We start from the raw sequence: 25,992 nt of genomic DNA on the forward strand, positions 1-25,992 counted from the left end.
CTATTGTTTAATTAAGTCCCAACTATTGCTCTGGGAGGCATTGATGCCCATCAGGAGTTCATAGATACGCTCTTTCTCTTTCTGGGTGCCCTTGCCTTTATAAATGGCGGTGAGCTCGTCTTTCTTATAGTCGGTCCATATCTGCGGCAGAAGACTCAGGGGCTTGTCGCTATGGGCTTGAGCCAGATGGGTTTCAAGGGCTGTAGTGATCTCTGTGCGCCCACGCTCAGCATTGTTGGCCATCTCGTCGAGACCCTTGCGGTAGTAGTCGTACTGCATCTGACGGAAAGGCTTCATGGCCTCGTCGAGATAGTCGTTGATGAAAGCAAAGCGGTTGCGGTTGTCCTCGAAGGGTTTCCATCCTGGGAAACTGAGGTTCTGGGTGTTGTTCACCAGATACTTACAGCGCTCGAGGATATCGCTGCCGCCTAACGGGGCGAAGCTGTCGAGGTCGAGACCGATAATGAGGTAGGCATAGTAGGCGAGGAGAGCGGTCAACTGGTTGTCGACGTTCTCGTCGGCGAAGTTCAACTGATCAAACTGCCGGAACTCAAAATTGAAGCTCGCGTCTCTATTATTATATAAGGTGGATGTATAGGCAGAGTTGAACACAGGGCGGTTGGCCTGGATGAGGGCTGTACACTCGAAACGGCTGTCTTCTCTGACGTATTTGGTGACCGTGAGGTTCAGGCTGCACTGGATACGCTCGCCGGGCTGGAACTGGAGTTCGGTCCACTGGCGCTCATTGATGAACTGTTCCATCGTCTGCTGCAGGTTCTCGAACACGCTCACGTCAGAGCCCTGTATCTGACTGTGGTTGATATTGACCTTTGCCTGCAATTCCTGAGCGTTACAAACTGAAAATTGAACATTGGAAAATGGAAGTAGCAGGCATACAGCCATCAGCCAAGAATGTCTTATTGTCATCTTCAATCTTCAATATTCAATTTTCAATTCTCAAATCACTTCTGTGCTTCGCGCAGACGGATGCGGGTGAGCACCTGCTTGGTGTTGTAGGTGAAGTCGCCCGAAAGAATCCAACTGTAGTAGCCCGGATCGATATGCAGTACATCGGCCACAGGGAGCCCCTTGTGCTTACCGAAGTTGAACACCTCGATCTTCTTGGGGTTACCATCCTTATCAAGCACAGGATTGCCCTTGGCATCTTTCTGATCGCCCCAAACGATACGACCTGCGAAGTCGACATTATTGTTCATCTTCGAGAACTCAGCCAGCGCATCCATATTGTTCTCCAGCACCTTCTCTTCGTCCTCGTTGGCGCCAGGGGCATACTTGTCGAGCTGTCCCATCAGCACGCGGTAAGTGGCCTCGGTATCCTGATCGGCACGGTGGGCCTCGAAATCTTCCTCCATCTTACGACCGCAATAGAACTTATAAGCGGCGGCAAGATTGCGGCGCTCCATCTTGCGGAAGATGGCACAGGCATCAATCAGACGACTCTTCGAGAAGTCGAAGTCGATGCCCGCACGAAGGAATTCCTCAGCGAGTAGGGGAATATCGAAGTTGTTGGAGTTGAAGCCGGCAAAGTCGCAGCCCGAGAACTTCTGAGCCAGCTGCTGTGCCAGCTGCTTGAAAGTGGGCTTATCCTTCACGTCTTCATTCGATATACCCGTCAGTTGGGTGATGTGAGGCTCAATGGGCTTCTCAGGGTTAATCAGCTCGTCGCCGCGTTCCTCCTGCCCATTGGGCATCACCTTGATATATGATATCTGTATGATTCGGTCTTTCACCAAATCAAGACCCGTCGTCTCCAGATCGAAGATGACCAGCGGTTTAGTCAGATTCAGTTTCATTGTTTAATCATTAATGAGCATGGGCATCATCAGCATGAGCACATCCTGCTTCTCTGGTTGCTCGGAAGGCAGGACAAGACCTGCACGGCTGGGATCTGCCAACAGAATAATCACCTCGGGACAATCGAAATTGCTAAGCACTTCGATGAATGAAGAGCCCTTGAAGCCGATAGACATAGGATTGCCGTTATACTCACAGGTCATGCGCTCTGTAGCAGTCTTCGAGAAGTCGTAATCCTCGGCATCGAGCTGTAAGGTACCACCTTCCACGTGGAAGCGGATGAGGTTGCTGGAGTCGTTGGCAAACGGCTGCACGCGGCGAAGAGCTGCCAACAGAGACAGGCGGTCTACACGAAGTTCATTAGGATTGGCCTGAGGAATCACACTGTTGTAGTTGGGGTAGCGACCCTCAATCAGACGACACTGGAGGGTTCCGTCGCCATAGTTGATCTCTGCATTGCGCTCATCGAAGCGGATGGTCACGTCGCCACCGTCCTTGCCCAGAAGGTTCTTCAGCAGGTTGGCTGGCTTCTTCGGAAGGATGAAGGACGAGGGCTGCTCACTCTTGACGGAGAGAATCTTATTACGCACGAGCTTATGGCCATCGCTAGCAACTACGGCGAGACAATCGGCGTTCAGGTCGAAATAGATACCGTTCATCACAGGGCGAAGCTCGTCCTGAGCCGTCGCAAAGAGAGAGCGGTTGATATTCTCTGCCAGAATGGCGTTAGGAATCACAATCGTATTGGCAAAGTCGCTGACGGGCTGAGTCATCGGGAACTCATCGGCATTCTCAATAGGCAATGTGAACAGACCGTTCTGATAGGAGATTTTCACGAGGTTCTGCTCCTGATTCACGTCGAAGGTGATGGGCTGCTCAGAAAAACCCTTGATGGCTTCCAGCAGGTCGTGGTTGCCAATAGCAAAACGGGTGTTGCCGTCGCTTTCTGTCAGCTGCAACTGGGTCTTCATGACATTTTCACTGTCTGAAGCAGTCAGTTTCAGCGTATTATCACTGATTTCAAATACAAAGTCGCCGAGGATAGGCAGGGCGTTCTTACTGTTAATCACTTTAGAGAGAGCGTTGAGTTTAGAACTCAGTGCGGTGCTTGATAATGTAAATCGCATAGTTTTATAGTTATTATATTTTTGATTACCTTATTAATAATTGAGGACAAAATTACAAAAAAACGTTGTAATGAACAAAATTTTAGGCAGAAATTTTCGCTATTCAAACTATTTTTAGTAATTTCGCCACCTGAAAAAGAAAAAAACAACAAATAAAAACAATTTAAGACATGGAATTAACAGGAAAAATCATCGCCGTATTACCAGCTCAAAGTGGTGTGTCGGCTCGTACAGGAAACAACTGGATGTCGCAGGATTATGTCATCGAGGTACCTGGTCAGTTTCCCCGTAAGTGTCTTTTCCGTATCTTCGGCGAAGACCGCATCAAGCAGTTCAACATCCAACAGGGTGAAGATTTGACGGTACAGTTTGACATCGACGCTCATGAGTTTAATGGTCGTTGGTTTAACGATATCCGCGCTTATAACGTAATCCGTGGTCAGGTACAACAGCCCGCTGCTGCACCTCAGGCCTCACCGTTCCCGCCAGCAGGTGGTGCTACAGCACCATTCCCTCCGGCTCAAGAGCCTGCAGCAGAGAACTCTGCCGACGATCTGCCGTTCTAAGGCAAAGACCTAACGTGAGACATGATCCCCGCCCATTTTTACTGAGCGGGGATTACTTTTTCATTGTATCCGTTCGAACAGATACATAAAAAATTTCAGATATTATTTGTTTTATTTCAAATAAAAATGTATCTTTGCAGCCGTAGAAACAATTCTATTAAGATATGAAGAAGTTTTTTCTGATGGCGCTGTCTTTCATTTTTGTTGGGACGGTTGGTAATGCTAAAGTAACAGGAAATGAAAACGATGCAAAAACGCCTGACGGCGTAGAGGCCGTTGATTTAGGACTTAGTGTGAAGTGGGCAAACATGAATGTGGGTGCAACGAAGGATTCTGGCTTTGGTTCATACTTCGCATGGGGCGAAATCAAACCCAAAAAGTTCTATTCGTGGGGCACCTATATTTGGAGCAAAGGCGACTCCCAGTTCCTGCTCAAGTATTCTACCACCGACAGAAAGATTCAGTTAACTCCTTCTGATGATGCAGCTCGCGCCAATTGGGGGGGCGAATGGCGTATTCCCACCGTTGATGAATGCGAGGAATTAGTAGACCCAGATAAGTGCAGTTGGGAATGGACGACAAAGGATGGTGTTAATGGCTACAAGGTTACAGGAAAGAAAACGGGTAATTCCATCTTCCTGCCAATCACAGGTTTCCGTTTTTATGGAGATGTTCAGTTCCGTGCCATCAACGGTATTTACTGGTCGTCAACCCTTTACTCTGGCAATCCCAATAAGGCTTGGTGTATAGAATTTGATTTCTCGGATGTAAACGTACACTTTGGAAAACTTTCAAGCAATCGTTTCAGCGGCCGTTGTATCAGAGCTGTGCGGTAGATACCCAGGACTTCTTAGGACATCCTAGGATTTCCCATGTAGTTATTTTTTAGAATCGGCATTATGATAAATAATGAATTCGGAGGACATTTAATAGATGTCCCTATCTTCCAATACTTGAAATTTCTCACGCTTCTGGCGAAGTGATACCAAATCCAACGAAAAAGAAGCGGTGGATGGTTCATTCGCCGGACATGCTGCAAGTGTCTTTCCAATCGGACTGATAACGGCACTCATGCCACGATAATGAGAATACGCATCATTGCCTACGCGATTGCAAGCAATGAGATACGCCTGATTTTCGATGGCCCGCGATCGTGTGAGAATATGCCAGGCATTTTGACGACTCTCCGGCCAATTAGCTACAACAACGATAGCATCGTATTGCAATTGGGAAGCATAACGACTCCAGACAGGAAAACGCAAATCATAACATGTCAACAGTAGCAGGCGAAAACCCATATAATTTACAATGGTATGCTCTACTCCTGGTTCATAATAACGATCTTCACCACCATAACGGAATAAATGATGTTTATCATAATATGAAACATCGCACGTTCTTCCATTGATAAAATAGTGACGATTTTTGTAAATTCCATTTATAGTCTTAACAGCAAGACTACCACATATGGCACATTGTTTTTTACGTGCTGTAGACTTCATCCATGCTAACGAAATACTGGATATTTCCTCTTCTGCGATATCGGACGGTTCTGTGGCGAAACCTGTACTCCACATCTCTGGCAGCACGTAAAGATCACTCTCGGGCTGCTGAGCCATCAGACATTCTATGCGTTTGATATTCTCCTCGGGATTACCCCAAGCAATGTCTAATTGTATGATTGTTACCTTCATTTAATATAAAAATCCTTAGTTAATTGTTGATACCATTCGCTTCTGACATTAGGCGATTTTTCAATTATGCCATCTTCTATAATCAATTCTATACCAGAATGTTTCTTAAATTCAATCAACTGACGCTTTGGCTGTTTCCTTGGCGTCGTTTTCACCAGACAGACGCGGGTCATGAAAAAGCCTTCTAGACAGGCAGCGGCCTCGATTCTAGAACGACTATCAGAGGGAATCACCACAGAGAAAACACCATCGTCTTTTAACAGTCGAAAGGCCTGCTTCATCAAACCTTCGTATGTCAGACTAATGGTATGCCGAGCCGTAGTCCGCTGATTATTAGGACATGTGAGTGAATCGACGAAATATGGCGGATTACTCACAATTGCATCAAAGCCGATTGTGTCATTGAATTTCATGATATCACAATAACGGATTACTACCCTATCGGAAAACGGTGAAAGTCTTACATTCTCACAGGCCTGCACCACAGCATCTTCATCAATATCAATACCAACAACTTCGCACTCAGGGTATCGCTGGGCCATCATCAAAGCTATCAATCCTGTTCCACAACCGATATCTAATATTCTTTTCCGTCTGTTATTCGTCGGAATCTCTGCCCATGCACCAAGCAGCGTGCCGTCGGTGCCCACCTTCATGGCGCATCGATCCTGGCGCACGGTAAATTGCCGGAATTCAAAGTAACTGTTTGACATTTCGCCGTCAAAGGTACAACGAAGCGTACAAAAAACCAAATAAATTGTTAATTATTGACCCCGATATACCAATTTCTTAAATATTATTAGTAACTTTGCAGCCAATTTTTGAGTATAATAGAAATATGAGCAACAAAAACAATAATGCGGCATTTCAGATGATAGCTGACATTGAAGGTGACATAAGTTCACTAATAGGTGATAAGACTCCAGACACGGCTCCCATTTTGCCCGTCCGCAACCTGGTGCTATTTCCTGGTGTCGTATCTCCGATACTGATCGGCCGTCCATCGAGCAAACAACTTATCCAGAAGTCAGAAAAAAAAGGTGTTATCATTTGTGTTATTCCCCAGCGCGATCCCGATGTGGATGTGCCAATGAAGGATGATCTCTATGAATATGGCGTATATGCTAAGGTGATGAAGCAATTGACGCTTCCAAATGGCAACATCACAGCTATTGTACAAGGTCTGGGACGTATGCGTCTTCGTGATATTATCAATACCCAGCCTTATCTCGAAGGTCTTGTTGAACCCGTAGAGGATATCGAACCGGAGAAGCGCGATCGCGAGTTCCGTACTGCTATACAGGATCTCCGCGAGTTGGTTGAGCAATATATCAATGTCACTGAGGAGATTCCCGACGAGGCTATCTTCGCCATCAAGAACATCTCCAACGGTATCATGGCCCTTAATTTCGTGTGCAGTAACATGCCATTCTCTGTAAAGGAGAAAATGGGCCTATTAACCACCGAAACCGTCAAAGAGCGTTTGTTTGGTGTGATGAAAATCATCAACCGCGAGATTAACCTCCAGAACCTGAAGGCCGACATCCGCAACAAAACCCGTGAAGACATCGATGAGCAACAGCGTAATTATTTTCTCCAACAGCAGATTAAAAACATGCAGGCAGAGATGGGTAACGGCGAGTCGATGGAGAAAAGGGAATTACTACGTAAGGCTGAACAAAAGATGTGGCCTTATGAGATTGATAAGGTTTTCCGCAAGGAGTGCGACAAACTCGACAATCTGAATCCCCAGAGTCCTGAGTTTAATGTACAGCTCACCTATCTACAGACACTCGTAGGACTCCCCTGGAACGAGTATACCGAAGACGACCTCGATTTGAAGCGCGCCCAGAAGATCCTTGACCACGACCACTATGGAATGGAAAAGGTCAAGGAACGCATCCTTGAGCATATGGCAGTACTGGCCTTGCGTGGTGACCAAAAGTCGCCTATTATCTGTCTCTATGGCCCTCCAGGTGTTGGTAAGACCTCACTCGGTAAGTCGATTGCTGCTGCCATGAAGCGCAAATACGTCCGCATGTCGCTTGGTGGACTCCACGATGAAGCCGAGATCCGTGGCCATCGCCGTACCTATATCGGTGCTATGCCCGGTCGTATCATCAAGTCGATTCAGAAAGCAGGCTCCAGTAATCCTGTCTTTATTCTTGATGAGATTGATAAGGTGACGCAAATGACTCACAACGGCGATCCCGCCTCTGCCCTGCTTGAAGTGCTTGACCCTGAGCAGAACAACGCTTTCCACGACAACTATCTCGATGTGGACTACGACCTCTCTCAGGTACTCTTCATCGCTACGGCCAATAACTTAAGTACGATTCCCCGTCCCCTACTCGACCGTATGGAGATTATTGAGGTGAGCGGCTATATTACCGAAGAGAAAATAGAGATTGCCAAACGCCACCTAATTCCCCGCGAATTGGAGAATACAGGTCTGAAAACCAAGGAGTTGAAGCCCACGTTCACCAAGGCCTCTATCGAGATGATTATCGAGCGCTACACCCGTGAAAGCGGTGTACGCCAGTTGGAGAAACAGGTAAACAAGGCTCTGCGAAAGATTGCTTACAAACGTCAGGTGGAAGATAGTGCGAACTACAAGAAAATCACCCCTGCAGAGATTGAGGACCTATTGGGCAAGCCGCCTTTCTATCGGGACATCTATCAGGGCAACGACTATGCAGGAGTGGTTACAGGTCTTGCATGGACCAGTGTTGGCGGTGAGATACTCTTTATTGAGACCTCGCTCTCGAAGGGTAAAGGCTCAAAACTCACGCTGACGGGTAATCTTGGTGACGTGATGAAAGAGTCGGCTATCCTCGCCCTTGAATATGTCAAAGCCCATGCTGAAACATTAAACATAGACTATCGAATCTTTGACAATTGGAACATTCATATCCATGTGCCCGAGGGTGCAACGCCAAAGGATGGTCCTTCGGCCGGTATTACAATCGCCACCTCTATTGCCTCTGCCCTCACTCAGCGCAAGGTACGAAAGAATACCGCTATGACTGGCGAGATTACCTTGCGTGGGAAGGTGCTGCCTGTGGGCGGTATTAAGGAAAAAATCCTTGCTGCCAAGCGTGCCGGTATTACCGATATCGTGATGTGCCGCGAAAACGAAAAAGATATCCTTGAGATTCCAGACATGTATCTGAAAGGTGTTACCTTCCATTATGTGGAAAATGTGCAGGACGTGTGGCAGTTTGCCCTCACCAAGGAAATTGTGAAGAATCCTCTCGACCTAACGGTAAAAGAAGAGGATAACGACAAAGATAAGGACAAGAAATGAAATTCAAAGTAGAACACAGCGACACTGCTAGTGATGCCCGAGCAGGAATAATCACTACCGATCACGGTCAGATTCTGACCCCCATTTTTATGCCTGTTGGTACGGTGGGCAGCGTGAAAGGTGTTCACTTCGCCGAACTCCGTGAGCAAGTGAAGGCACAGATTATCCTTGGCAACACCTATCACCTCTATCTACGTCCTGGGCTCGACATTCTACACAAAGCAGGAGGACTACATAGGTTTAATACTTGGGATCGTCCTATTCTCACCGACTCAGGTGGTTTCCAGGTATTTTCGCTTACCGGTATCCGCAAGCTCAACGATGAAGGATGTGAATTCCGCAGCCATATAGATGGCTCGAAACATTTCTTTACACCTGAAAATGTGATGGACACCCAACGTGTTATCGGTGCCGACATCATGATGGCCTTCGACGAGTGTCCTCCAGGACAAAGCGACTACCAGTACGCAGCTAAGAGTCTGAAACTTACGCAGGGCTGGCTGGAACGATGTGTGAATCGTTTTAACGACACCGAGCCTCACTATGGCTACCAGCAAACTCTCTTCCCCATCGTACAGGGCTGTACCTATAAAGATTTACGTCAGGATGCAGCCAAGCATGTATGCGATATGCTGGGGAAACTAAATGACGGCGGTGGCGCCAGTATCGGCGGACTGGCCGTAGGAGAACCCACTGAGGTAATGTACGACATGATTGAAGTCGTCAATGAGATACTCCCCAAGGACCGTCCTCGTTACCTTATGGGTGTTGGTACTCCCCAAAATATTCTCGAAGCTATCGAGCGAGGTGTCGACATGTTCGACTGCGTGATGCCTACCCGTAATGGCCGCAACGCCATGCTCTTTACATATGAGGGCACGATGAACATGCGGAATAAGAAATGGGAAGACGACTTCTCTCCTATCGATCCCGACGGCTGCGACATCGATCGTATTCATTCTAAGGCCTACCTCCACCACCTCTTCAAGGCTCAGGAGTTATTGGCCATGCAGATAGCTTCCATCCATAACCTCGCATTCTACCTGCGCCTTGTTGGCGATGCCCGTCAGCACATCCTGGCAGGTGATTTCGTAACTTGGAAACGAAGTGTCATAGAACAATTAGGACAACGCAGATGAACGAGAAACTGAAGGCAGACATCGAGAAGTTTAAAGCCCGCTTGCGAGTACTGAGAAGGCCGCTGCGGAAAATGCTAAGACCGCTTCGTTACCTCCATCCGAAGCGCTATCTGACACGCCTCGACCGCTACATCATCGCCAAGTTCATTGGTACATACATCTACTCTATCATTCTCATCATATCAATCTCCATCGTCTTTGATGTCAATGAGAATCTCGCTAAGTTCTCCACCTATGGTGCCCCGTTGAAGGCTATCGTCTTCGACTATTACGCCAATTTCGTGCCCTACTTTGCCAACCTCTTCTCGCCTCTGTTCGTTTTCATCGCCGTCATCTTCTTCACGTCCAAACTGGCTGGTAATTCTGAGATCATCGCTATGCTCGCCGCTGGAGTCAGCTTCAAACGGTTGCTTAGGCCTTACATGCTCTCTGCAGCGATTATCGCCCTACTCAATTACTATCTAGGTGCCCAGATCATTCCCCACGGCAATGTCGTACGCCAGGATTTTGAGGCCCTCTATAAGAACAAGAAAAAGACTCTCTCGGCTAACAATGTGCAGCTGATGGTGGCGCCTGGCGTCATTGCCTATCTCCAACAATACGACGACCGCATGAAGACAGGATATGGATTCTCACTCGACAAATTCGAGAATAAGAAACTCGTCAGCCACATGACAGCCTCTATCATACGCTATGACTCCATCAGCGACACCCGCTATCACTGGAAAGCGCAGAATTATAAGATTCGTACGCTCAAGGGGTTGCGTGAAGAAATCCAGTCAGGCGAAATGCTCGACACCATGATTATGATGGAGCCTATGGACCTTGTATTCTCTGAAGGTCAACAGGAAACACTAACTTCCCCAGAGTTGCTGCGATACATCTCCAAGCAAGAAGAGCGTGGTTCGAGTAACGTAGTGCCATACGAAGTGGAATACCACAAACGTATCTCCATGTCGTTCGCCTCATTCATTCTGACGCTCATCGGTGTCAGCCTCTCCAGCCGCAAGCGTAAAGGCGGCATGGGCCTGTATCTCGGTATTGGTCTTGCCCTGTCGTTCTCATACATTCTGCTGATGACCATCAGCTCTACTTTTGCCATCAATGCCGACACCCCAGCAATCTTGGCAGCCTGGATTCCTAACATTCTCTATGCGTTTATCGCGTATTTCTGTTATAAACAAGCGCCGAATTAAATGAATTTTGAAGAAACATATTTGAACGATAATATCCTTGACGCGCTCTACGACATGCGCTTCGAGGAGATGACCCCCATACAGGAGCGCTGTATACCCGAGATCCTCGACGGCTACGACGTTCTCGGAGTGGCGCAAACAGGTACAGGCAAAACGGCTGCCTACCTTCTGCCGATACTCTCGCAGCTCGATGATGGTGGCTATCCTAAGGACGCCATCAACTGCGTTATCATGTCACCCACCCGCGAACTCGCCCAGCAAATCGATCAGGCGATGCAGGGATTCGGCTACTATCTCGACGATGTGTCGTCGGTAGCCGTCTATGGCGGTAACGATGGTGGTCGCTACGACCAGGAGGTTCGCGGCATGAAGCTCGGCGCCGATGTGCTGATAGCTACGCCCGGCCGTCTGCTCAGCCACCTGAAGGTGGGTAACCTCGACCTCACGCGCTGCTCGTTCTTCGTGCTCGATGAGGCCGACCGTATGCTCGACATGGGATTTATCGACGACATCATGAAAATTGTCGAGCAACTGCCCGCATCGTGCCAGCGCATCATGTTCTCTGCCACGATGCCGCCGAAGATCCGCGAACTGGCTGTCAACCTGCTTCATGACCCCGTAGAGGTTAAGATTGCCGTTTCCAAGCCTGCCGAGAAGATTCGTCAGAGTGCCTATGTCTGCTACGACCCCCAGAAACTGAAGATCATCAATAGCATCTTTAAATCGGGCGACCTGAAGCGCGTCATCATCTTCTCCGGCAAGAAGGAACGCGTAAAGGACATTGCCCGCAGCCTGAAGCAGATGCACATCAACTGCGGCCAGATGCACTCCGACCTCAGTCAGCAAGAGCGCGACGAAGTGATGTACCGCTTCAAGGCAGGCATGACCGACGTGCTAGTAGCCACCGACATTGTGGCTCGCGGTATTGACATCGATGACATCCGCATCGTCATCAACTACGACGTACCCCACGATGCCGAAGACTATGTGCATCGTATTGGCCGTACGGCCCGTGCCGATCGCGAGGGCGAGGCTATCACCTTTGTCAACGAGGCTGATATGCAGCGCTTCCAGCAGATTGAGCATTTCCTCGGTAAAGAAGTCACAAAGAATCCCCTGCCCGAAGGCGTAGGTGATGGTCCTGAGTATGTGAAGCGTGAGAAGAAGCGCTCTAATACCCGCCGCCATGGGCGTTGGCACTCTAAGGGCGACGGCTCGAGAAATCAGAGTAAGCCCAAGAGCGCTCAGGAAGGAAGCAAGAAGAAGCGCAACCATCATCGTCCAAAGAATCAAAACCCATCATAAGATATGATTACTAAGCCTATCTGCAAAATCAATCTCGGGCTCAACGTCGTAGAGCGCCGACCTGACGGTTATCACAACCTTGAGACCGTATTCTACCCCGTTCCCATCACCGACGCCCTCGAGGTTTTTCCCATGGACGAGTCTTTTCCCTCGCCAGTCGACTGTGACCTGAAAGTCACCAACCTCCATATCGACGGCGATGAGCAGAAGAACCTCGTCGTAAAGGCCTACAACCTCTTGAAGCAAGACTTCCCTGCCTTGCCTCGCGTACACGCACATTTATATAAAGGTATCCCCACACAGGCCGGTATGGGTGGTGGAAGCAGCGATTGCGGCTTTATGATTACCCTTCTCAACCAGATGTTCGCTCTCGGACTTTCCGAGCAGCAGATGATTGATTATGCCGCCCGCCTAGGGGCCGACTGCGCCTTCTTCGTCGTCAATCGTCCCTGTTATGCAGAAGGTATCGGCGAGAAGATGCAGGACATCGCCCTCAACCTCTCAGGCTGGCATCTGGCTATCGTCCGCCCGGCTATCCCCGTCTCTACCAAGGAGGCCTTCTCTCTCATCACGCCACAGCACCCGGCAGAGAACTGCCGCGACGTCGTGCTGCAACCCGTAGAAACCTGGCGCGGTCGTCTGACCAACGATTTCGAGAAGAGTGTCTTTGCTCTCCATCCAGAGATTGGAGCCATCAAGCAGCGCCTCTACGATATGGGCGCTGTCTATGCCTCGATGTCGGGCTCAGGCTCTTCGCTCTACGGACTATTCCGAGAGCCCGTCAGCCTTGACTCGTTCAACGACGAAGGTACGTTTAAAACAATTATCCCGCTCAGTTGAGCGGGATAATCTGTTTTTATTGGATACCTTCTTCACGAAGTCTTTTCTGCCACTTCCAGGCACTCTTCAGCACCTCTTCAGTAGGCGTATCAGCCTTCCATCCCAATACTTTGTTGGCCTTGTCTACATTTCCCCATACCTGCTCTATATCACCCTCACGGCGCGGAGCATAGGTCCAGTTCACCTTTACGCCTGTAGCCTTCTCAAATCCCTCTACGACCTCAAGCGTAGAAAGGCCGCGGCCAGTACCGATGTTAAAAATCTCTACAGCATCAGTATCAGGCTTGTCGAGCACACGCTCCATAGCCTTCACGTGAGCCTTTGCCAGATCCACTACGTAGATGTAGTCGCGAATACAAGTCTTGTCAGGGGTGTTGTAGTCGTTGCCGAAAATCTTCAACTGCTCGCGGATGCCGATAGCCGTCTGAGTCACAAACGGAATCAGGTTCATGGGAACGCCGTTAGGCAGTTCGCCAATCAGCGCCGTCGGATGAGCACCGATAGGATTAAAATATCTTAGAATGACCGACTTGATAGGCGCACCCGAGTGGATATAGTCCTGAATGATTTCCTCGTTGATCTGCTTGGTATTGCCATAAGGACTCATAGCCTTCTGGATGGGCGCATTCTCCGTCACAGGCAGGTTCTCCTGGGAAGGCTGTCCGTAGACGGTGCAACTCGACGAGAAGATGATGCCTTTCACATCATATTTAGGCATCAACTCCAGGAGGTTGATCAGACTTGTCAGGTTGTTACGATAGTAAAGCAAGGGTTTCTCCACGCTCTCGCCTACAGCCTTCGAAGCAGCGAAATGAATAATACCCTCAATCTTCGGATATTTCTTGAACACACCTTCCAGAGCTTCCATATCACAACAATCCACCTTCTCGAAAGCCGGACGAACGCCCGTAATCTTCTCGATGCCGTCAACTACATTGGCGTTCGAATTAGAGAGATTGTCGATAATGACCACTTCATAACCTGCTTCCTGCAGTTCCACGGTCGTATGGCTTCCTATAAAGCCCGTACCACCCGTAACCAAAATTGTCTGTTTCATATATTAATAGTAATTAAAAAATACACATTAGAATCATTTAAAAAATTAATACTCCACGAGCTGCATGGTCATTTGTCCTTGATAGGACACAAGCGACTCTACGAGGTAACAACTCGCACCATCTGGGATGCAGAGTGTTGCAACGAAGTGGAGACCAGCTGCATCGACATGGCTAAACTCCATATTACCCAACACGGCTTCTTCAAGGAATTCGGCAGGCACCTTGCCGGCATACTGCTGCTTGCGAAAGTCACTGGAAAAGAGCTGACGCGAACCCTGAAACACGCTAACGTGCATAATGTTGTCGTAATAAACATTCTCAACCTCGAGACCATCATCGTTATAGGAACGTGTCGTGACTTTGTATTTTGTGGGATTGATAGCTATATACCAATGGTAGCGATTCCCCCCATAGACAATTACAGAATCAATCTTTACCTGATGGGAATAACTGAGCACAGGTGGCGTATCGCGCACGAACTCAGACTCATCAGCAGGATCGTCACTCTTGGAGAACTTTAGTAAGTCGCCATTCTGATTTTTAAACCAGAAGAGATGAGGCAACTGCTTGACAATACCATAGGATGCGCCTGAAGCGAGCACAAGCGAATCGCCCATAACACGGAAATAAGCAGGCATGCTAGTGGAATCGGCATAATAGATAGTGTCGCCCTGAACACGAAAAGAAACATCGCCTCCTTCTGCATCAATCCATATACCCTGTAACATCGCTTTAGCCTCTTTGTTTTCGGAGACCTCTTCGCGATGGTTACATGCCACCAAGACAACTGCCGTCAGACATACAACAATAATTCTGTTCATTTACCAATACAATGATATTCGAAGTTATTCTCATCGAGTTCTTCGGTATCGAAGATGTTACGACCGTCTATGACGAGCGGACGCTTCATTGCTTTTTTGATAACGCCCCAGCCAGGAAGACGGAACTCCTTCCACTCAGTGAGCAGTAGTAAGGCATCGGCATCGAGCACACAATCATACATGTCGCGACAGTAGGTTATAGCATCGCCAATACGGCGCTTACACTCGTTCATAGCTACAGGATCGTATGCGCGGACAGTGCAGCCTGCCTCGAGCAATTTTCCTATCATGACGAGGGCTGTAGACTCGCGCATATCGTCGGTCTCGGGCTTAAACGAGAGACCCCACATGGCGATGGTCTTTCCTTTCAGAGCTTCAACACTGCCAAATGCCTTGACAAGCTTCTCGAAGAGTACACCTTTCTGATTTTCGTTAACACGCTCCACAGCTTTCAGCACTTCCATCGAATAGCCATTCTGATCAGCCGTCTTAATGAGAGCCTTCACATCTTTGGGGAAACACGAGCCACCATAGCCACAACCGGCATAGAGGAACTTTCGACCAATACGCGTGTCAGAGCCTATCCCCGCGCGTACCATATTAACATCTGCCCCCACACGCTCACAGAGATTGGCAATATCGTTCATAAACGAGATACGAGTAGCGAGCATGGAGTTGGCGGCATACTTGGTCATCTCCGCAGAAGGGATATCCATGAAAATAACGCGGAAATTATTTATGAGAAAAGGCTTGTAGAGTTTGGTCAGCACTTTCTTGGCGTGCTCGCTTTCAATGCCTACTACGACGCGATCTGGGCTCATAAAATCCTTTATGGCATTACCCTCCTTAAGGAACTCGGGATTGGAAGCAACATCGAACTCGATGTCGACACCACGTCTCTGGAGCTCTTCCTCAATAGTTTTACGCACTTTGCATGCAGTACCTACGGGAACGGTTGACTTGGTAACAACCACCACATAGTGGTTGAGGTTTTGGCCAATGGTACGGGCAACCTGCAGGACGTATTTCAAATCGGCAGATCCATCCTCATCGGGAGGCGTACCTACAGCCGAAAAGACAATCTCCACATCGTCGAGCACAGAAGCCAGATCGGTGGTAAACTTGAGGCGACCTGCAGCGACATTCTTTTTCACAAGTTCATCGAGACCAGGCTCGTAGATAGGTATCTCGCCATTTTTCAAACGTTCAATCTTCTTCTCATCGACATCGACACAAGTCACATTAGCACCTGTGTCAGCGAAACAGGTTCCCGACACCAAACCAACATATCCAGTTCCTACAATTGCTATATTCATAAGCTCTTAACGTTCAATTAATCAAATACTTCCGCGTCTTTCAAAAAGGGTTGATTTAAATCCTTTTCACTAGTTTGTACTTTCGAGAAATCGATAGGCCATTCAATGCCAAGTGCGGGATCGTTCCAGCGGATGCCAGCCTCAGTCTTAGGTGAATATGGCTGATCGACCTTATACGTAAAAATAGCCTCTTCGCTAAGCACTAAGAAACCATGGGCGAAACCACGAGGAATGAAAAACTGGCGTTTATTCTCCTCACTCAGCTCCACCATCACATGCTTGCCAAAAGTAGGACTCGACTTACGTATATCCACTGCTACATCGAGCACACGCCCCTTGATAACTCTGACGAGCTTAGACTGGGAGGTGTTTCCCTTTTGGTAATGCAAACCACGAAGCACGCCAAATGATGACTTCGACTCATTGTCTTGAATAAAGTCAACCCTACCCACTTTCTCATTGAACTCGGATTGTTTCCAAGCTTCCATAAAATATCCACGGGCATCATTGAACACTTTTGGTTCGATGATAAAAACACCCTCAATATCAGTCTTAATAAATTCCATTCTCTAAAATTTTGTGCAAAGATACAGTAAAAAATCGATTTATTCGAAATTTTAAGTTTCTTTTATTTGCTTATCTCATTTTTTTGCTGTAATTTTGCAGTCGTGATTGAACTTGAGAGACATATAGAGATACTCCTGCTCAATAATGAATGCGTGATAGTCCCTGATTTAGGAGGGTTTATGACGCATCATGTTGACGCGAGGTATGACAAGGAGGAAGGCGTCTTTCTCCCACCTTTACGTACTTTAGGTTTCAATCCACAGCTAAAGATTAACGACTCACTGTTGGCACAGTCGTATGTAGAAGCCTACGACATTAGCTATCCCGAGGCCTTACAGCGCATTGAAGACGAAGTTAACGAGCTGAAGATGCACCTCCAGAACGACGGGTCATATGAGATGAACGACATTGGCACGCTCGCATTTAACGAGGATGGGCACTATGTGTTCACACCCTGTGAGGCAGGCATTTTGACCCCCAGTCTCTATGGTCTCGGTGCCTATGAGATGGATTGTTTGCAGATTGCCGCTTCTGGTGACAGGAATATTATTAAAAAGGTACAGGAAGAGCCTATGGAAAGTACCCAGATTATCAGCATGACACCTGCTGAGGAAGACGACGATGATGAGGATGTGGTAAAGATTAAGTTCTCCTGGATTCGTAATACGGTGGCTGTGGCTGCAGTCCTGATTGCAGTCTTCTTATTGGCACTGCCTTCTGGCAAAACTGAAATGATGACGCGCACAATTAGCAATATCAACAATGGCCTACTATTCGGAATGATGTCAAAGGACACGAATACGACACCGATAGACTACAAAAAAAAGGACATTCAGCAGGCAATGGTCAAGACGGATACTATCCTGAAGAATGACACGCTGTCCCCCGCCAAGGTGGCAACAAAAGAAAAGGGCCATAAAGGTTTTTGTATTGTGTTGGCAAGCCATGTTTCAAAGAAGAATGCCAATGCATTCGTTGAGGAGCTGCAAAAGAAAGGGTATGCGAAGTCTGAGGTGTATATCTATAATGATGTCACACGCGTTGTTTATGGAAATTTCGAGACACAGAGTGAAGCCTACGACACCCTACGTAAGGTGCATAGGATAAAAGGACTGGAAGAGGCTTGGGTCTATCAATTCAAGGAAAAATAATGAAAAGAGTTCGTTGTCCTAAATGTGACCAGTATATTACGTTCGACGAAACGAAATATACTGCAGGTCAGTCGTTGGTTTTCAAATGTCCTGATTGTGGAAAAGAATTTGGCATTCGGATAGGTGTGAGCAAACTGCGAGCGCGTCAGAAAGATGAGAACCCTGATGAACAAGCCAATGCTGAAGGTTGCGGTTCGATTGTGGTCATCGAGAATGTATTTCATTTCAAACAAGTCATCCCTCTCCAGATGGGCGACAATGTGATAGGCAGATACCAGAAAGGAAATCCTGCCAATTGTACCTTTGAGACTGTCGACCCCAGCGTGGATTTGAATCATTGTACTATCACAGTCTGTCGGGATAAACAAGGTAACCTGAAATATACCCTGAAAGACAATAATAGCAATACTGGCACTTTCGTGGACAATGTGGAGGTGACCCAACGTGAACGTCGTATCATCACAGATGGAACTCTTTTTACTATAGGTGCTACAAGCATCATTTTGCGCTCTGCCGACAGTAAAGATGAATAATTATCCATAATTTCTAAAGAAATTAACAGCATTTTATCAATTTCTTCTTATTTAAGCACGTTTTACCAACTTTTTTTGTACCTTTGCGCCTTGAAATTTCATAGAATCAAAAATTAATGGAAACGACAGCTATTCTACTTCTGCACTGCCCTGACCAGCAGGGTATCATTTCAGAAGTTACCAAGTTTATTACAGACAACAAAGGCAATATCGTCTACCTCGATCAGTATGTGGACAAGGTGGAAGGTATGTTTTTTATGAGAATAGAATGGGAACTTGAAGGATTCCTGATTCCACGTGACAAGCTCTACGACTACCTGACCACACTTTATGCTCAGCGTTATCAGATGAAGTTCAGCCTTTATTATAGTGACAAACGTCCACGAATGGCTATCTTCGTGTCTAAGATGAGCCATTGTCTCTATGATTTGCTGGCCCGTTGGAAAGCAGGTGAGTTCAACTGTGACATTCCTTGTATTGTATCCAATCATGAGGATCTGCGCTATGTGGCCGATCAGTTTGGAATCCCCTACTATGTGTGGAGCATCAAAAAGGATCACTCGAACAAGGCAGAAGTTGAACAGGCAGAGATGGATCTTTTGAAGAAGGAGGACATCTCGTTTATCGTGCTGGCACGCTATATGCAGATTATTAGCGACGAGATGATTGCTGAGTACCCTCATCACATTATTAATATCCATCACTCGTTCCTGCCGGCCTTCATTGGTGCAAAACCTTATCATCAGGCTTACGAGCGCGGTGTGAAGATCATCGGTGCCACCAGTCACTATGTGACAGCCGAACTGGATGCTGGTCCTATCATTGAACAGGATGTGACCCGTATCACTCATAAGGATACGCCAGAGAGTTTGGTGCTGAAAGGCAAGGATCTAGAGAAAATTGTGCTTTCGCATGCCGTTTCCAAACATATCCAGCGCAAGATTCTCACTTATAAGAATAAGACGATTATCTTCTCATGAACGTAGCAATAGTCAAATATAACGCAGGGAATATCTATTCGGTGTTGAATGCACTGAAACGGGTGGGCATAGATCCCGTTCTGACTGACGATGCAGAACTGCTGAAGAAGGCCGACCGTGTGTTGTTCCCTGGACAGGGACACGCCGCTGAGGCCATGGATTATCTCAAGTCCCACAGGCTCGATGAGGTGATTCGCGACTTGAAGCAGCCGGTATTCGGCATTTGCGTGGGACAACAGTTACTCTGTAAGCACTCAGAAGAAGGTGACGTGGATTGTATCGGTATTTTTGATGCCGAAGTCAAGCGTTTCCAACCAGAGAAGCATGAAGACAAGGTGCCATGTATGGGATGGAACAAACTGTACGACCTGAAATCACCACTGATGGCAAATCTGGGTACAGATCCCTACGTCTATTTTGTTCACAGTTACTATGTGCCGCTTTGTGAAGAAACCATTGCCACGGCAGATTACGTTCTTCCTTATTCTGCTTCTATGCACAAAAACAATTTCTACACCTGCCAATTCCACCCAGAGAAAAGTGGTAAGGTCGGAGAACAAATTTTAGAGAATTTCCTCCAGTTATGAAAATAGAACTAATACCCGCTATAGACATTATCGAAGGGCAGTGTGTACGCCTGACGAAAGGTGACTACGACCAGAAGACCGTCTATCGTGACTCTCCTGCAGAGGTGGCCAGGGAGTTTGAGTCCTTCGGCTTCAAACGTCTGCATGTGGTGGATCTCGATGGCGCAAAGTCTAAACATATTGTCAATGATGCTGTTCTGAATGCGATAACCAGCAACACATCACTCACCGTCGACTTTGGTGGTGGCATCAAGACGGATGGGGATATTGAGAAGGCTTTTGCTTCTGGTGCCGCTATGGTGACTGTTGGCTCTATTGCCGTTACCCAGCCAGAGCTCTTTATGGGATGGTTGGAGAAATATGGTTCTGAACGCATGATCCTGGGTGCCGACGTTCGTCATGGAATGATCAGCATCAATGGTTGGAAAGAAGATTCCAGTGAAGAATTACTTCCTTTCTTGAAAAAATATGTAGAGGCAGGCGTTAAAAATGTACTCTGCACAGAGATCTCGAAAGACGGCACGTTGGCAGGCCCTGCCATCGACCTGTATAAGAAGGTCATGGACGCCTATCCACAGCTGCACCTGATTGCCAGTGGTGGCGTGTCGTCGAAAGAGGATATTCTTGCTCTCGACAAGGCAGGCATACCTGCAGTTGTTTTTGGTAAGGCCATCTATGAAGGAAAGATAAATTTGAAAGAGTTATGGGACTGGCAAAACGCATAATACCCTGTCTGGACGTGAAAGACGGTGAGACCGTTAAAGGCACCAACTTCGTGAACCTACGCTCTGCAGGCGACCCTGTGGCTTTGGGCAAGGCTTATAGTGAGCAAGGAGCCGACGAATTGTGTTTCCTTGATATTACCGCATCGTTCGAAGGGCGTAAGACTTTTACGGAGATGGTGACCCGTGTGGCCCGTGAAATCAATATACCATTCACTGTAGGTGGTGGCATCAACGAGTTGGCAGACGTAGAACGGCTGTTGTTTGCTGGTGCAGACAAGGTGAGCGTAAACAGCGCAGCCATCCGACGTCCAGAACTCATTGACGAGATAACCAGTCATTTTGGCTCACAGGTCTGTGTCTGCGCCATCGATGCCCGTTTGGATGAAGATGGATGGCACTGTTATCTGAAAGGTGGACGTGAACGTACGGAACGAGGACTTTTCGAATGGGCTCATGAGGCTCAGGAACGAGGTGCCGGTGAGATTCTGTTCACCTCGATGAATCATGACGGTGTCAAGGAGGGATATGCCAACGAAGCGCTACGCGAATTGGCCGACACCCTTTCGATACCTGTCATCGCCAGTGGTGGAGCAGGTAAGAAGGAGCATTTCCGCGATACTTTTATCGAGGGACATGCTGATGCTGCATTAGCAGCCAGCGTGTTTCATTTCGGCGAGATTCCAATCCCCGAACTGAAGGAATATCTAAAACAAGAAGGCATTAATGTAAGATTATAGTATGAAAATAGATTTTGAAAAGTGCGGTGGACTAGTCCCCGCTATTATACAGGATGCCCAGACCAAGAATGTGCTGATGCTGGGATATATGAATCAAGAAGCTCTCGACAAGACGCTTGAAACCAAGAAGGTCACTTTCTGGAGCCGTAGCCGTAATTGTCTTTGGACAAAAGGAGAGACGTCTGGCAACTTCCTCCATATGGTAGACATCAAAATCGACTGCGATAATGACACACTGCTCGTAAAAGCCAATCCAGATGGTCCTACCTGTCATACTGGTACTGACACCTGCTGGGGTGAAGTCAACGAGCAGAATCCCCTACTCTTCCTGACAGAGTTGCAGGACTTTATCAACCGTCGTCATAATGAGATGCCAGAGGGTAGTTACACGACGAAGCTATTCAAGGATGGTATCAACAAGATAGCCCAGAAAGTGGGTGAAGAGGCTCTCGAGACAGTCATCGAGGCCACGAACGGCACCTCAGAGCACCTGGTCTATGAAGCCAGCGACCTGTTATATCACCTTGTGGTGATGCTCGCCAGCAAAGGCTTGCGTATAGAACAGGTGGCCGAAGAACTGCACAAGCGCCATGATCCTAATTGGGACAAGAAGCGCCGTGAGGCAAAGGCCAAGGGTGAGATGAAATAGTAAAAATGTCAAATAGTCATATAAACGATGCTGATAAATTACAAGAATGTCAATATCTACCAACAACAGGAAAACAAGGTGTTGGAGAATGTTTGCTTTCAGGTTGAGGAAGGTGAGTTCGTCTATATTATCGGACGTGTTGGCTCCGGTAAGAGTTCACTGCTGAAAACGCTCTATTGTGACCTTGATGTTGACGAGGCAGAAGAAGCCAATGTGCTGGGCTATGACCTTCTGACCATCCGACGCAAGGAGATACCTGCCCTGCGTAAGCAGTTGGGCGTCGTGTTCCAGAACTTCCTGCTGCTGAACGACCGTTCTGTCTATCGGAATCTCTATTTTGTTTTGAGGGCCACAGGATGGAAAGACAAAAAACAAATCGACGAACGCATCAATGAAGTACTGGCTTTGATCGGACTTCAGGACAAGATTGCCAAGATGCCCCACGAGTTGTCTGGTGGTGAGCAGCAGCGTATCGCTATTGCCCGTGCCATTTTGAACCATCCCAAGCTGATCATTGCTGATGAGCCAACGGGGAACTTGGACAAGGAAACGGCCGACAACATCATGCAACTGCTCCACAGCATCGCTGAGACAGGTACAGCTGTCATCATGTCAACCCATAACATCGGATTACTGAACAAATACCCGGGAAGAGCCTACCAGTGTCAGGATGGGCAAATTGGAGAAGTGACTATCAGAAAAGCAGAGTAATAATCATAAAAATATAAGGATCATGAAAGTAATGAAATTCGGCGGTACTTCCGTCGGTACTCCCCAGAGAATGAAAGAGGTGACCACATTGGTTACCAAGTCAGGAGAACCTGTTTTCGTAGTACTCTCTGCGATGTCAGGTACCACCAACTCACTTGTCGAGATTTCTGATTATCTCTACAAGAAGAATCCTGATGGTGCCAATGAGGTGATCAATCGCTTGGAGCAGAAATACGACAGACATGTGGAAGAGCTTTATACAAGTGCGGAAACGAAGGCTGCCACCCGTGATTTTCTGCGCGATGAGTTCGACTATCTGCGTTCCTTCACCAAGGAACTCTTTACTAGTTTTGAAGAGAAGAGCATCGTGGCTCAGGGAGAGATCATCTCAACCAATATGGTGGTCAACTATATGAAAGAGCAGGGCATCAACGCCGTTCTATTGAACGCACTCGACTTCATGCGTACCGACAAGAACTCAGAGCCGGACCCTGTCTACATTAAAGAAAAACTCCGTGGTATTCTTGATGAAAACCAGGGCGCACAGGTCTATATCACACAAGGCTTTATCTGTCGTAATGCCTATGGCGAAATTGACAACCTGCAGCGTGGTGGCTCCGACTATACCGCCTCACTTATCGGTGCAGCTATCAATGCAGAGGAGATTCAGATCTGGACGGATATCGATGGCATGCACAACAACGACCCTCGTGTGGTTGACAAGACCGAGCCTGTACACCAACTACATTTCGAAGAGGCTGCTGAGTTAGCCTATTTCGGAGCCAAGATCCTCCACCCCACCTGTGTTCAGCCTGCCAAGTATGCTGGCATTCCTGTTCGTCTGTTGAACACGATGGATCCTGATGCCGAAGGCACCACGATCAGTAATAAGACTGAATATGGTAAGATTAAGGCCATTGCTGCTAAGGATAATATCACAGCCATCAAGATCAAGTCAAGCCGCATGCTTCTGGCTACAGGCTTCCTGCGTAAAGTGTTCGAGATCTTCGAGAGTTACCAGACAAGTATTGACATGATCTGCACCTCTGAGGTAGGTGTATCTATGAGTATCGACAACAACTCACACCTTGGCGAGATTGTCGACGAACTGAAAAAGTACGGTACCGTTACTGTCGACACTAATATGTGTATCATCTGCGTCGTTGGTGATCTCGACTGGTCGAACATCGGCTTTGAGACCCTGGCGCTCGATGCCCTGAAGGATATCCCGGTACGTATGGTCAGCTATGGCGGCTCTAACTATAACATCTCCTTCCTGATCCGTGAGGAGGACAAGAAGCGTGCCCTCCAAAATCTGAGTAACACGATTTTCTATAAATAAATGGCAAAAGGACATTTCCCGGTAGAAAAATTGCAGTCGATACAGACGCCTTTCTACTATTACGACACAGAACTACTGCGCCAGACGCTTCGCACCATCAACGAGGAGGCAGGCAAACATGAGGGCTTTGTGGTGCACTATGCAGTGAAAGCCAATGCCAACCCCCGATTGCTTCGTATCATTCGAGAGGCAGGTCTTGGTGCCGACTGCGTCAGTGGCGGTGAGATTGAGGCCTCAGTCAAGGCTGGCTTCCCTGCTTCGAAAATCGTCTATGCAGGTGTTGGCAAGAGCGACTGGGAGATTAATCTCGGACTTGATAATGATATCTTCTGCTTTAACGTTGAGAGCATTCCAGAACTGGAGGTCATCAACGAACTGGCAGCCCAGAAAGGAAAGGTAGCCCGAGTGGCCTTCCGTCTGAACCCCAATGTGGGGGCACATACACATGCCAACATCACTACAGGTCTGGCAGAGAACAAGTTTGGCATCGCCATGCGTGACATGTTGACCGTGATTGCCGAAGCTGAGTGCATGGCCAACGTGAAGTTCGTGGGATTGCATTTCCACATTGGTTCACAGATACTTGACATGGGTGACTTCCAGGCTCTTTGCAATCGTGTAAACGAGTTACAGGACGAGTTGGAGCGTCATCGCATCCATGTGGAGCATATCAACGTAGGTGGAGGCTTGGGAGTCGATTACGAACATCCGAATCGTTTGCCCATTCCTGACTTCAAGGCCTATTTTGATACCTATGCCAAGAAACTGAAATTACGAAATGGTCAGACCCTGCACTTTGAGTTGGGACGAGCTGTGGTGGCACAGTGTGGCAGCTTGATTACGCGTACCTTATATATAAAAGAAGGCGCTACAAAGAAGTTCGCCATCGTAGATGCTGGCTTCCCTGATTTAATCCGCCCAGCCCTCTATCAGGCATACCATAAGATTGAGAATATCACAAGTGAGGAACCCATAGAATCATACGATGTGGTAGGACCGATTTGCGAGTCGACAGATGTCTTCGCAAAACAGACCGACTTGAATGGTGCCCGTCGTGGTGACCTGATGGCCATCCGTTCTGCTGGTGCCTATGGCGAAATCATGGCATCGCAGTACAACTGCCGTAAGCTTCCCATTGGTTATATGAGTGACGAGATATGAAAGAAAGTTTTTCTATAGTTATGACCGTCTATGATCAGGCCTCAGAGCTGGAGTCAAACCTGCCGGCATTCCTGACGCAGGAGTATGAGCCTGGCTATGAGGTAATCGTGGTCGACGAGACTTCTACAGACAATACAGAGGATGTGTTGAAGATTATGAAGAATGACTATCCACACCTCTATACCACTTTCCTTCCCAAGCCTAATCGGCAAGTTACCCGCCGTAAGCTTGCTATTAATATTGGTTCGAAAGCGGCTAAGAATGAATGGATTATCATTACGAAAATTGAACACAAGCCCATAGCGTCAGATATCTTGCAGGCCATCGGTCAGGTACATGATCAAGAGGCTGAGCTGACGTTAGGCTATATGGGTAAGAAGGGAATTCGCCTGCAGCCCTTCGACACGGTAGAGGAAGCCGGGAACCACATCCTGAAGGCAGAGCGAAAGCTCAGAATGATCTTCAATCGGAACCAGCGGATGAGCTATCTCTGGGGCAGATACGATTTTATCATCATCCCGAAGAACTGTCTTGTCAGATTACTGGGATTCTATGAACATAAGATTACCTGGTCCCATCTCATCAGCATCAGGTTCGGTATCTTGTGGCAGAGTTTGATACGGCGCTCCTCTACGACCACGCTTGTGACTCAGTAGTACCCTTCA

At 47.7% G+C, this 25,992-nt stretch carries 26 protein-coding genes and 1 pseudogene; 18 read left to right on the top strand and 9 right to left on the bottom strand.

Translation table 11 applies throughout. From position 1 onward, the window contains the following. Genes BMY16_RS02915 through dnaN form a run of 3 tightly spaced genes read right to left on the bottom strand, consistent with a single transcriptional unit; the run spans position 1 to position 2,942 of the window. Entirely contained in the window at positions 1–903 is a 903-nt protein-coding gene (locus BMY16_RS02915; RefSeq protein ID WP_091839931.1) for a type IX secretion system protein PorD, read from the bottom strand. Positions 904–962: 59 nt separating this feature from the next. Next, entirely contained in the window at positions 963–1,814 is an 852-nt protein-coding gene (locus tag BMY16_RS02920; protein WP_091839934.1) for a 3'-5' exonuclease, read from the bottom strand. 3 nt (positions 1,815–1,817) lie between these two features. Next, positions 1,818–2,942, bottom strand: coding sequence for a DNA polymerase III subunit beta (gene dnaN, locus BMY16_RS02925; protein WP_091839937.1), 1,125 nt, complete (start codon positions 2,940–2,942; stop codon positions 1,818–1,820). Positions 2,943–3,112: 170 nt separating this feature from the next. On the opposite strand from dnaN, the gene BMY16_RS02930 reads away from it, so the two are divergent. After that, positions 3,113–3,508, top strand: coding sequence for a DUF3127 domain-containing protein (locus tag BMY16_RS02930; RefSeq protein ID WP_091839938.1), 396 nt, complete (start codon positions 3,113–3,115; stop codon positions 3,506–3,508). A 164-nt stretch (positions 3,509–3,672) separates the two neighbouring features. Beyond that, on the top strand, positions 3,673–4,344 hold the full coding sequence (locus BMY16_RS02935; protein WP_091839943.1) for an Lcl domain-containing protein: 672 nt from the start codon (positions 3,673–3,675) through the stop codon (positions 4,342–4,344). Between the two features lie 90 nt (positions 4,345–4,434). Here the strand turns inward: BMY16_RS02935 and BMY16_RS02940 are convergent, their stop codons facing one another. Further along, positions 4,435–5,202: a nitrilase-related carbon-nitrogen hydrolase gene (locus tag BMY16_RS02940; RefSeq protein ID WP_091839945.1), complete on the bottom strand. Its 768-nt coding sequence runs from the start codon at positions 5,200–5,202 to the stop codon at positions 4,435–4,437. After that, a complete protein-coding gene (locus BMY16_RS02945) occupies positions 5,199–5,915 on the bottom strand; it encodes a tRNA1(Val) (adenine(37)-N6)-methyltransferase (RefSeq protein ID WP_091839947.1) in 717 nt (238 codons plus the stop codon). Before BMY16_RS02945 ends, BMY16_RS02940 begins: the two co-directional genes overlap by 4 nt. Before the next feature lie 125 nt (positions 5,916–6,040). Here BMY16_RS02945 and lon point away from each other — a divergent pair, with 125 nt between their 5' ends. The 5 genes and pseudogenes from lon to ispE all read left to right on the top strand — a co-directional run bounded on the left by lon (position 6,041) and on the right by ispE (position 12,989). Beyond that, positions 6,041–8,509, top strand: a complete 2,469-nt coding sequence (gene lon, locus BMY16_RS02950; protein WP_091839949.1) for an endopeptidase La — start codon at positions 6,041–6,043, stop codon at positions 8,507–8,509. Continuing rightward, the gene (gene tgt / locus BMY16_RS02955) at positions 8,506–9,648 is read left to right on the top strand and encodes a tRNA guanosine(34) transglycosylase Tgt (protein WP_091839950.1); all 1,143 of its coding nucleotides are present in this window, start codon (positions 8,506–8,508) and stop codon (positions 9,646–9,648) included. Before lon ends, tgt begins: the two co-directional genes overlap by 4 nt. A gap of 71 nt (positions 9,649–9,719) precedes the next feature. Beyond that, positions 9,720–10,844 (top strand): LptF/LptG family permease, encoded by a 1,125-nt coding sequence (locus BMY16_RS02960; RefSeq protein WP_244512881.1) that lies wholly within the window; start codon positions 9,720–9,722, stop codon positions 10,842–10,844. After that, positions 10,845–11,993: pseudogene (locus tag BMY16_RS02965) on the top strand (DEAD/DEAH box helicase); the annotation flags it as partial. It lies immediately after the preceding gene. A 159-nt stretch (positions 11,994–12,152) separates the two neighbouring features. Continuing rightward, complete coding sequence (ispE, locus tag BMY16_RS02970; protein WP_091839958.1) at positions 12,153–12,989, top strand: 4-(cytidine 5'-diphospho)-2-C-methyl-D-erythritol kinase; 837 nt, start codon at positions 12,153–12,155, stop codon at positions 12,987–12,989. Positions 12,990–13,005: 16 nt separating this feature from the next. On the opposite strand, the gene galE is transcribed toward ispE, so the two are convergent. Genes galE through rfbC form a run of 4 tightly spaced genes read right to left on the bottom strand, consistent with a single transcriptional unit; the run spans position 13,006 to position 16,750 of the window. Further along, positions 13,006–14,046, bottom strand: a complete 1,041-nt coding sequence (galE, locus tag BMY16_RS02975; RefSeq protein ID WP_091839960.1) for a UDP-glucose 4-epimerase GalE — start codon at positions 14,044–14,046, stop codon at positions 13,006–13,008. Positions 14,047–14,091: 45 nt separating this feature from the next. Next, positions 14,092–14,868, bottom strand: a complete 777-nt coding sequence (locus BMY16_RS02980; protein ID WP_091839962.1) for a DUF4738 domain-containing protein — start codon at positions 14,866–14,868, stop codon at positions 14,092–14,094. Next, the gene (locus BMY16_RS02985) at positions 14,865–16,184 is read right to left on the bottom strand and encodes a UDP-glucose dehydrogenase family protein (protein WP_091839964.1); all 1,320 of its coding nucleotides are present in this window, start codon (positions 16,182–16,184) and stop codon (positions 14,865–14,867) included. The genes BMY16_RS02980 and BMY16_RS02985 overlap by 4 nt, the downstream gene beginning before the upstream one ends. A gap of 17 nt (positions 16,185–16,201) precedes the next feature. After that, the gene (gene rfbC, locus BMY16_RS02990) at positions 16,202–16,750 is read right to left on the bottom strand and encodes a dTDP-4-dehydrorhamnose 3,5-epimerase (protein ID WP_091839965.1); all 549 of its coding nucleotides are present in this window, start codon (positions 16,748–16,750) and stop codon (positions 16,202–16,204) included. Positions 16,751–16,903: 153 nt separating this feature from the next. Here rfbC and BMY16_RS02995 point away from each other — a divergent pair, with 153 nt between their 5' ends. The 11 genes from BMY16_RS02995 to BMY16_RS03045 all read left to right on the top strand — a co-directional run bounded on the left by BMY16_RS02995 (position 16,904) and on the right by BMY16_RS03045 (position 25,983). Continuing rightward, entirely contained in the window at positions 16,904–17,902 is a 999-nt protein-coding gene (locus tag BMY16_RS02995; protein WP_244512883.1) for an HU domain-containing protein, read from the top strand. Then, complete coding sequence (locus tag BMY16_RS03000) at positions 17,902–18,435, top strand: FHA domain-containing protein (RefSeq protein WP_091839967.1); 534 nt, start codon at positions 17,902–17,904, stop codon at positions 18,433–18,435. The genes BMY16_RS02995 and BMY16_RS03000 overlap by 1 nt, the downstream gene beginning before the upstream one ends. A 116-nt stretch (positions 18,436–18,551) precedes the next feature. After that, positions 18,552–19,415, top strand: a complete 864-nt coding sequence (purU, locus tag BMY16_RS03005) for a formyltetrahydrofolate deformylase (RefSeq protein WP_091839968.1) — start codon at positions 18,552–18,554, stop codon at positions 19,413–19,415. Next, on the top strand, positions 19,412–20,002 hold the full coding sequence (gene hisH / locus BMY16_RS03010) for an imidazole glycerol phosphate synthase subunit HisH (protein ID WP_091839969.1): 591 nt from the start codon (positions 19,412–19,414) through the stop codon (positions 20,000–20,002). The genes purU and hisH overlap by 4 nt, the downstream gene beginning before the upstream one ends. After that, complete coding sequence (hisA, locus tag BMY16_RS03015; RefSeq protein ID WP_091839970.1) at positions 19,999–20,727, top strand: 1-(5-phosphoribosyl)-5-[(5-phosphoribosylamino)methylideneamino]imidazole-4-carboxamide isomerase; 729 nt, start codon at positions 19,999–20,001, stop codon at positions 20,725–20,727. Before hisH ends, hisA begins: the two co-directional genes overlap by 4 nt. After that, positions 20,706–21,464, top strand: coding sequence for an imidazole glycerol phosphate synthase subunit HisF (gene hisF / locus BMY16_RS03020; RefSeq protein ID WP_091839971.1), 759 nt, complete (start codon positions 20,706–20,708; stop codon positions 21,462–21,464). The genes hisA and hisF overlap by 22 nt, the downstream gene beginning before the upstream one ends. A gap of 1 nt (position 21,465) precedes the next feature. Then, positions 21,466–22,113: a bifunctional phosphoribosyl-AMP cyclohydrolase/phosphoribosyl-ATP diphosphatase HisIE gene (gene hisIE, locus BMY16_RS03025; RefSeq protein ID WP_091839972.1), complete on the top strand. Its 648-nt coding sequence runs from the start codon at positions 21,466–21,468 to the stop codon at positions 22,111–22,113. A gap of 27 nt (positions 22,114–22,140) precedes the next feature. Beyond that, the gene (locus tag BMY16_RS03030) at positions 22,141–22,824 is read left to right on the top strand and encodes a cell division ATP-binding protein FtsE (protein ID WP_091839973.1); all 684 of its coding nucleotides are present in this window, start codon (positions 22,141–22,143) and stop codon (positions 22,822–22,824) included. A gap of 22 nt (positions 22,825–22,846) precedes the next feature. Continuing rightward, positions 22,847–24,166 carry an aspartate kinase gene (locus BMY16_RS03035; protein WP_091839974.1) on the top strand — a complete coding sequence of 440 codons (1,320 nt, stop codon included), beginning with the start codon at positions 22,847–22,849 and terminating at the stop codon, positions 24,164–24,166. Further along, the gene (gene lysA / locus BMY16_RS03040) at positions 24,167–25,327 is read left to right on the top strand and encodes a diaminopimelate decarboxylase (RefSeq protein ID WP_091839977.1); all 1,161 of its coding nucleotides are present in this window, start codon (positions 24,167–24,169) and stop codon (positions 25,325–25,327) included. Further along, positions 25,324–25,983, top strand: coding sequence for a glycosyltransferase family 2 protein (locus BMY16_RS03045; RefSeq protein ID WP_091839980.1), 660 nt, complete (start codon positions 25,324–25,326; stop codon positions 25,981–25,983). Before lysA ends, BMY16_RS03045 begins: the two co-directional genes overlap by 4 nt. The last annotated feature ends 9 nt before the right edge of the window (positions 25,984–25,992 follow it).

The organism is Prevotella sp. ne3005, from assembly GCF_900110085.1.
Taxonomy (GTDB): Bacteria; Bacteroidota; Bacteroidia; order Bacteroidales; family Bacteroidaceae; genus Prevotella.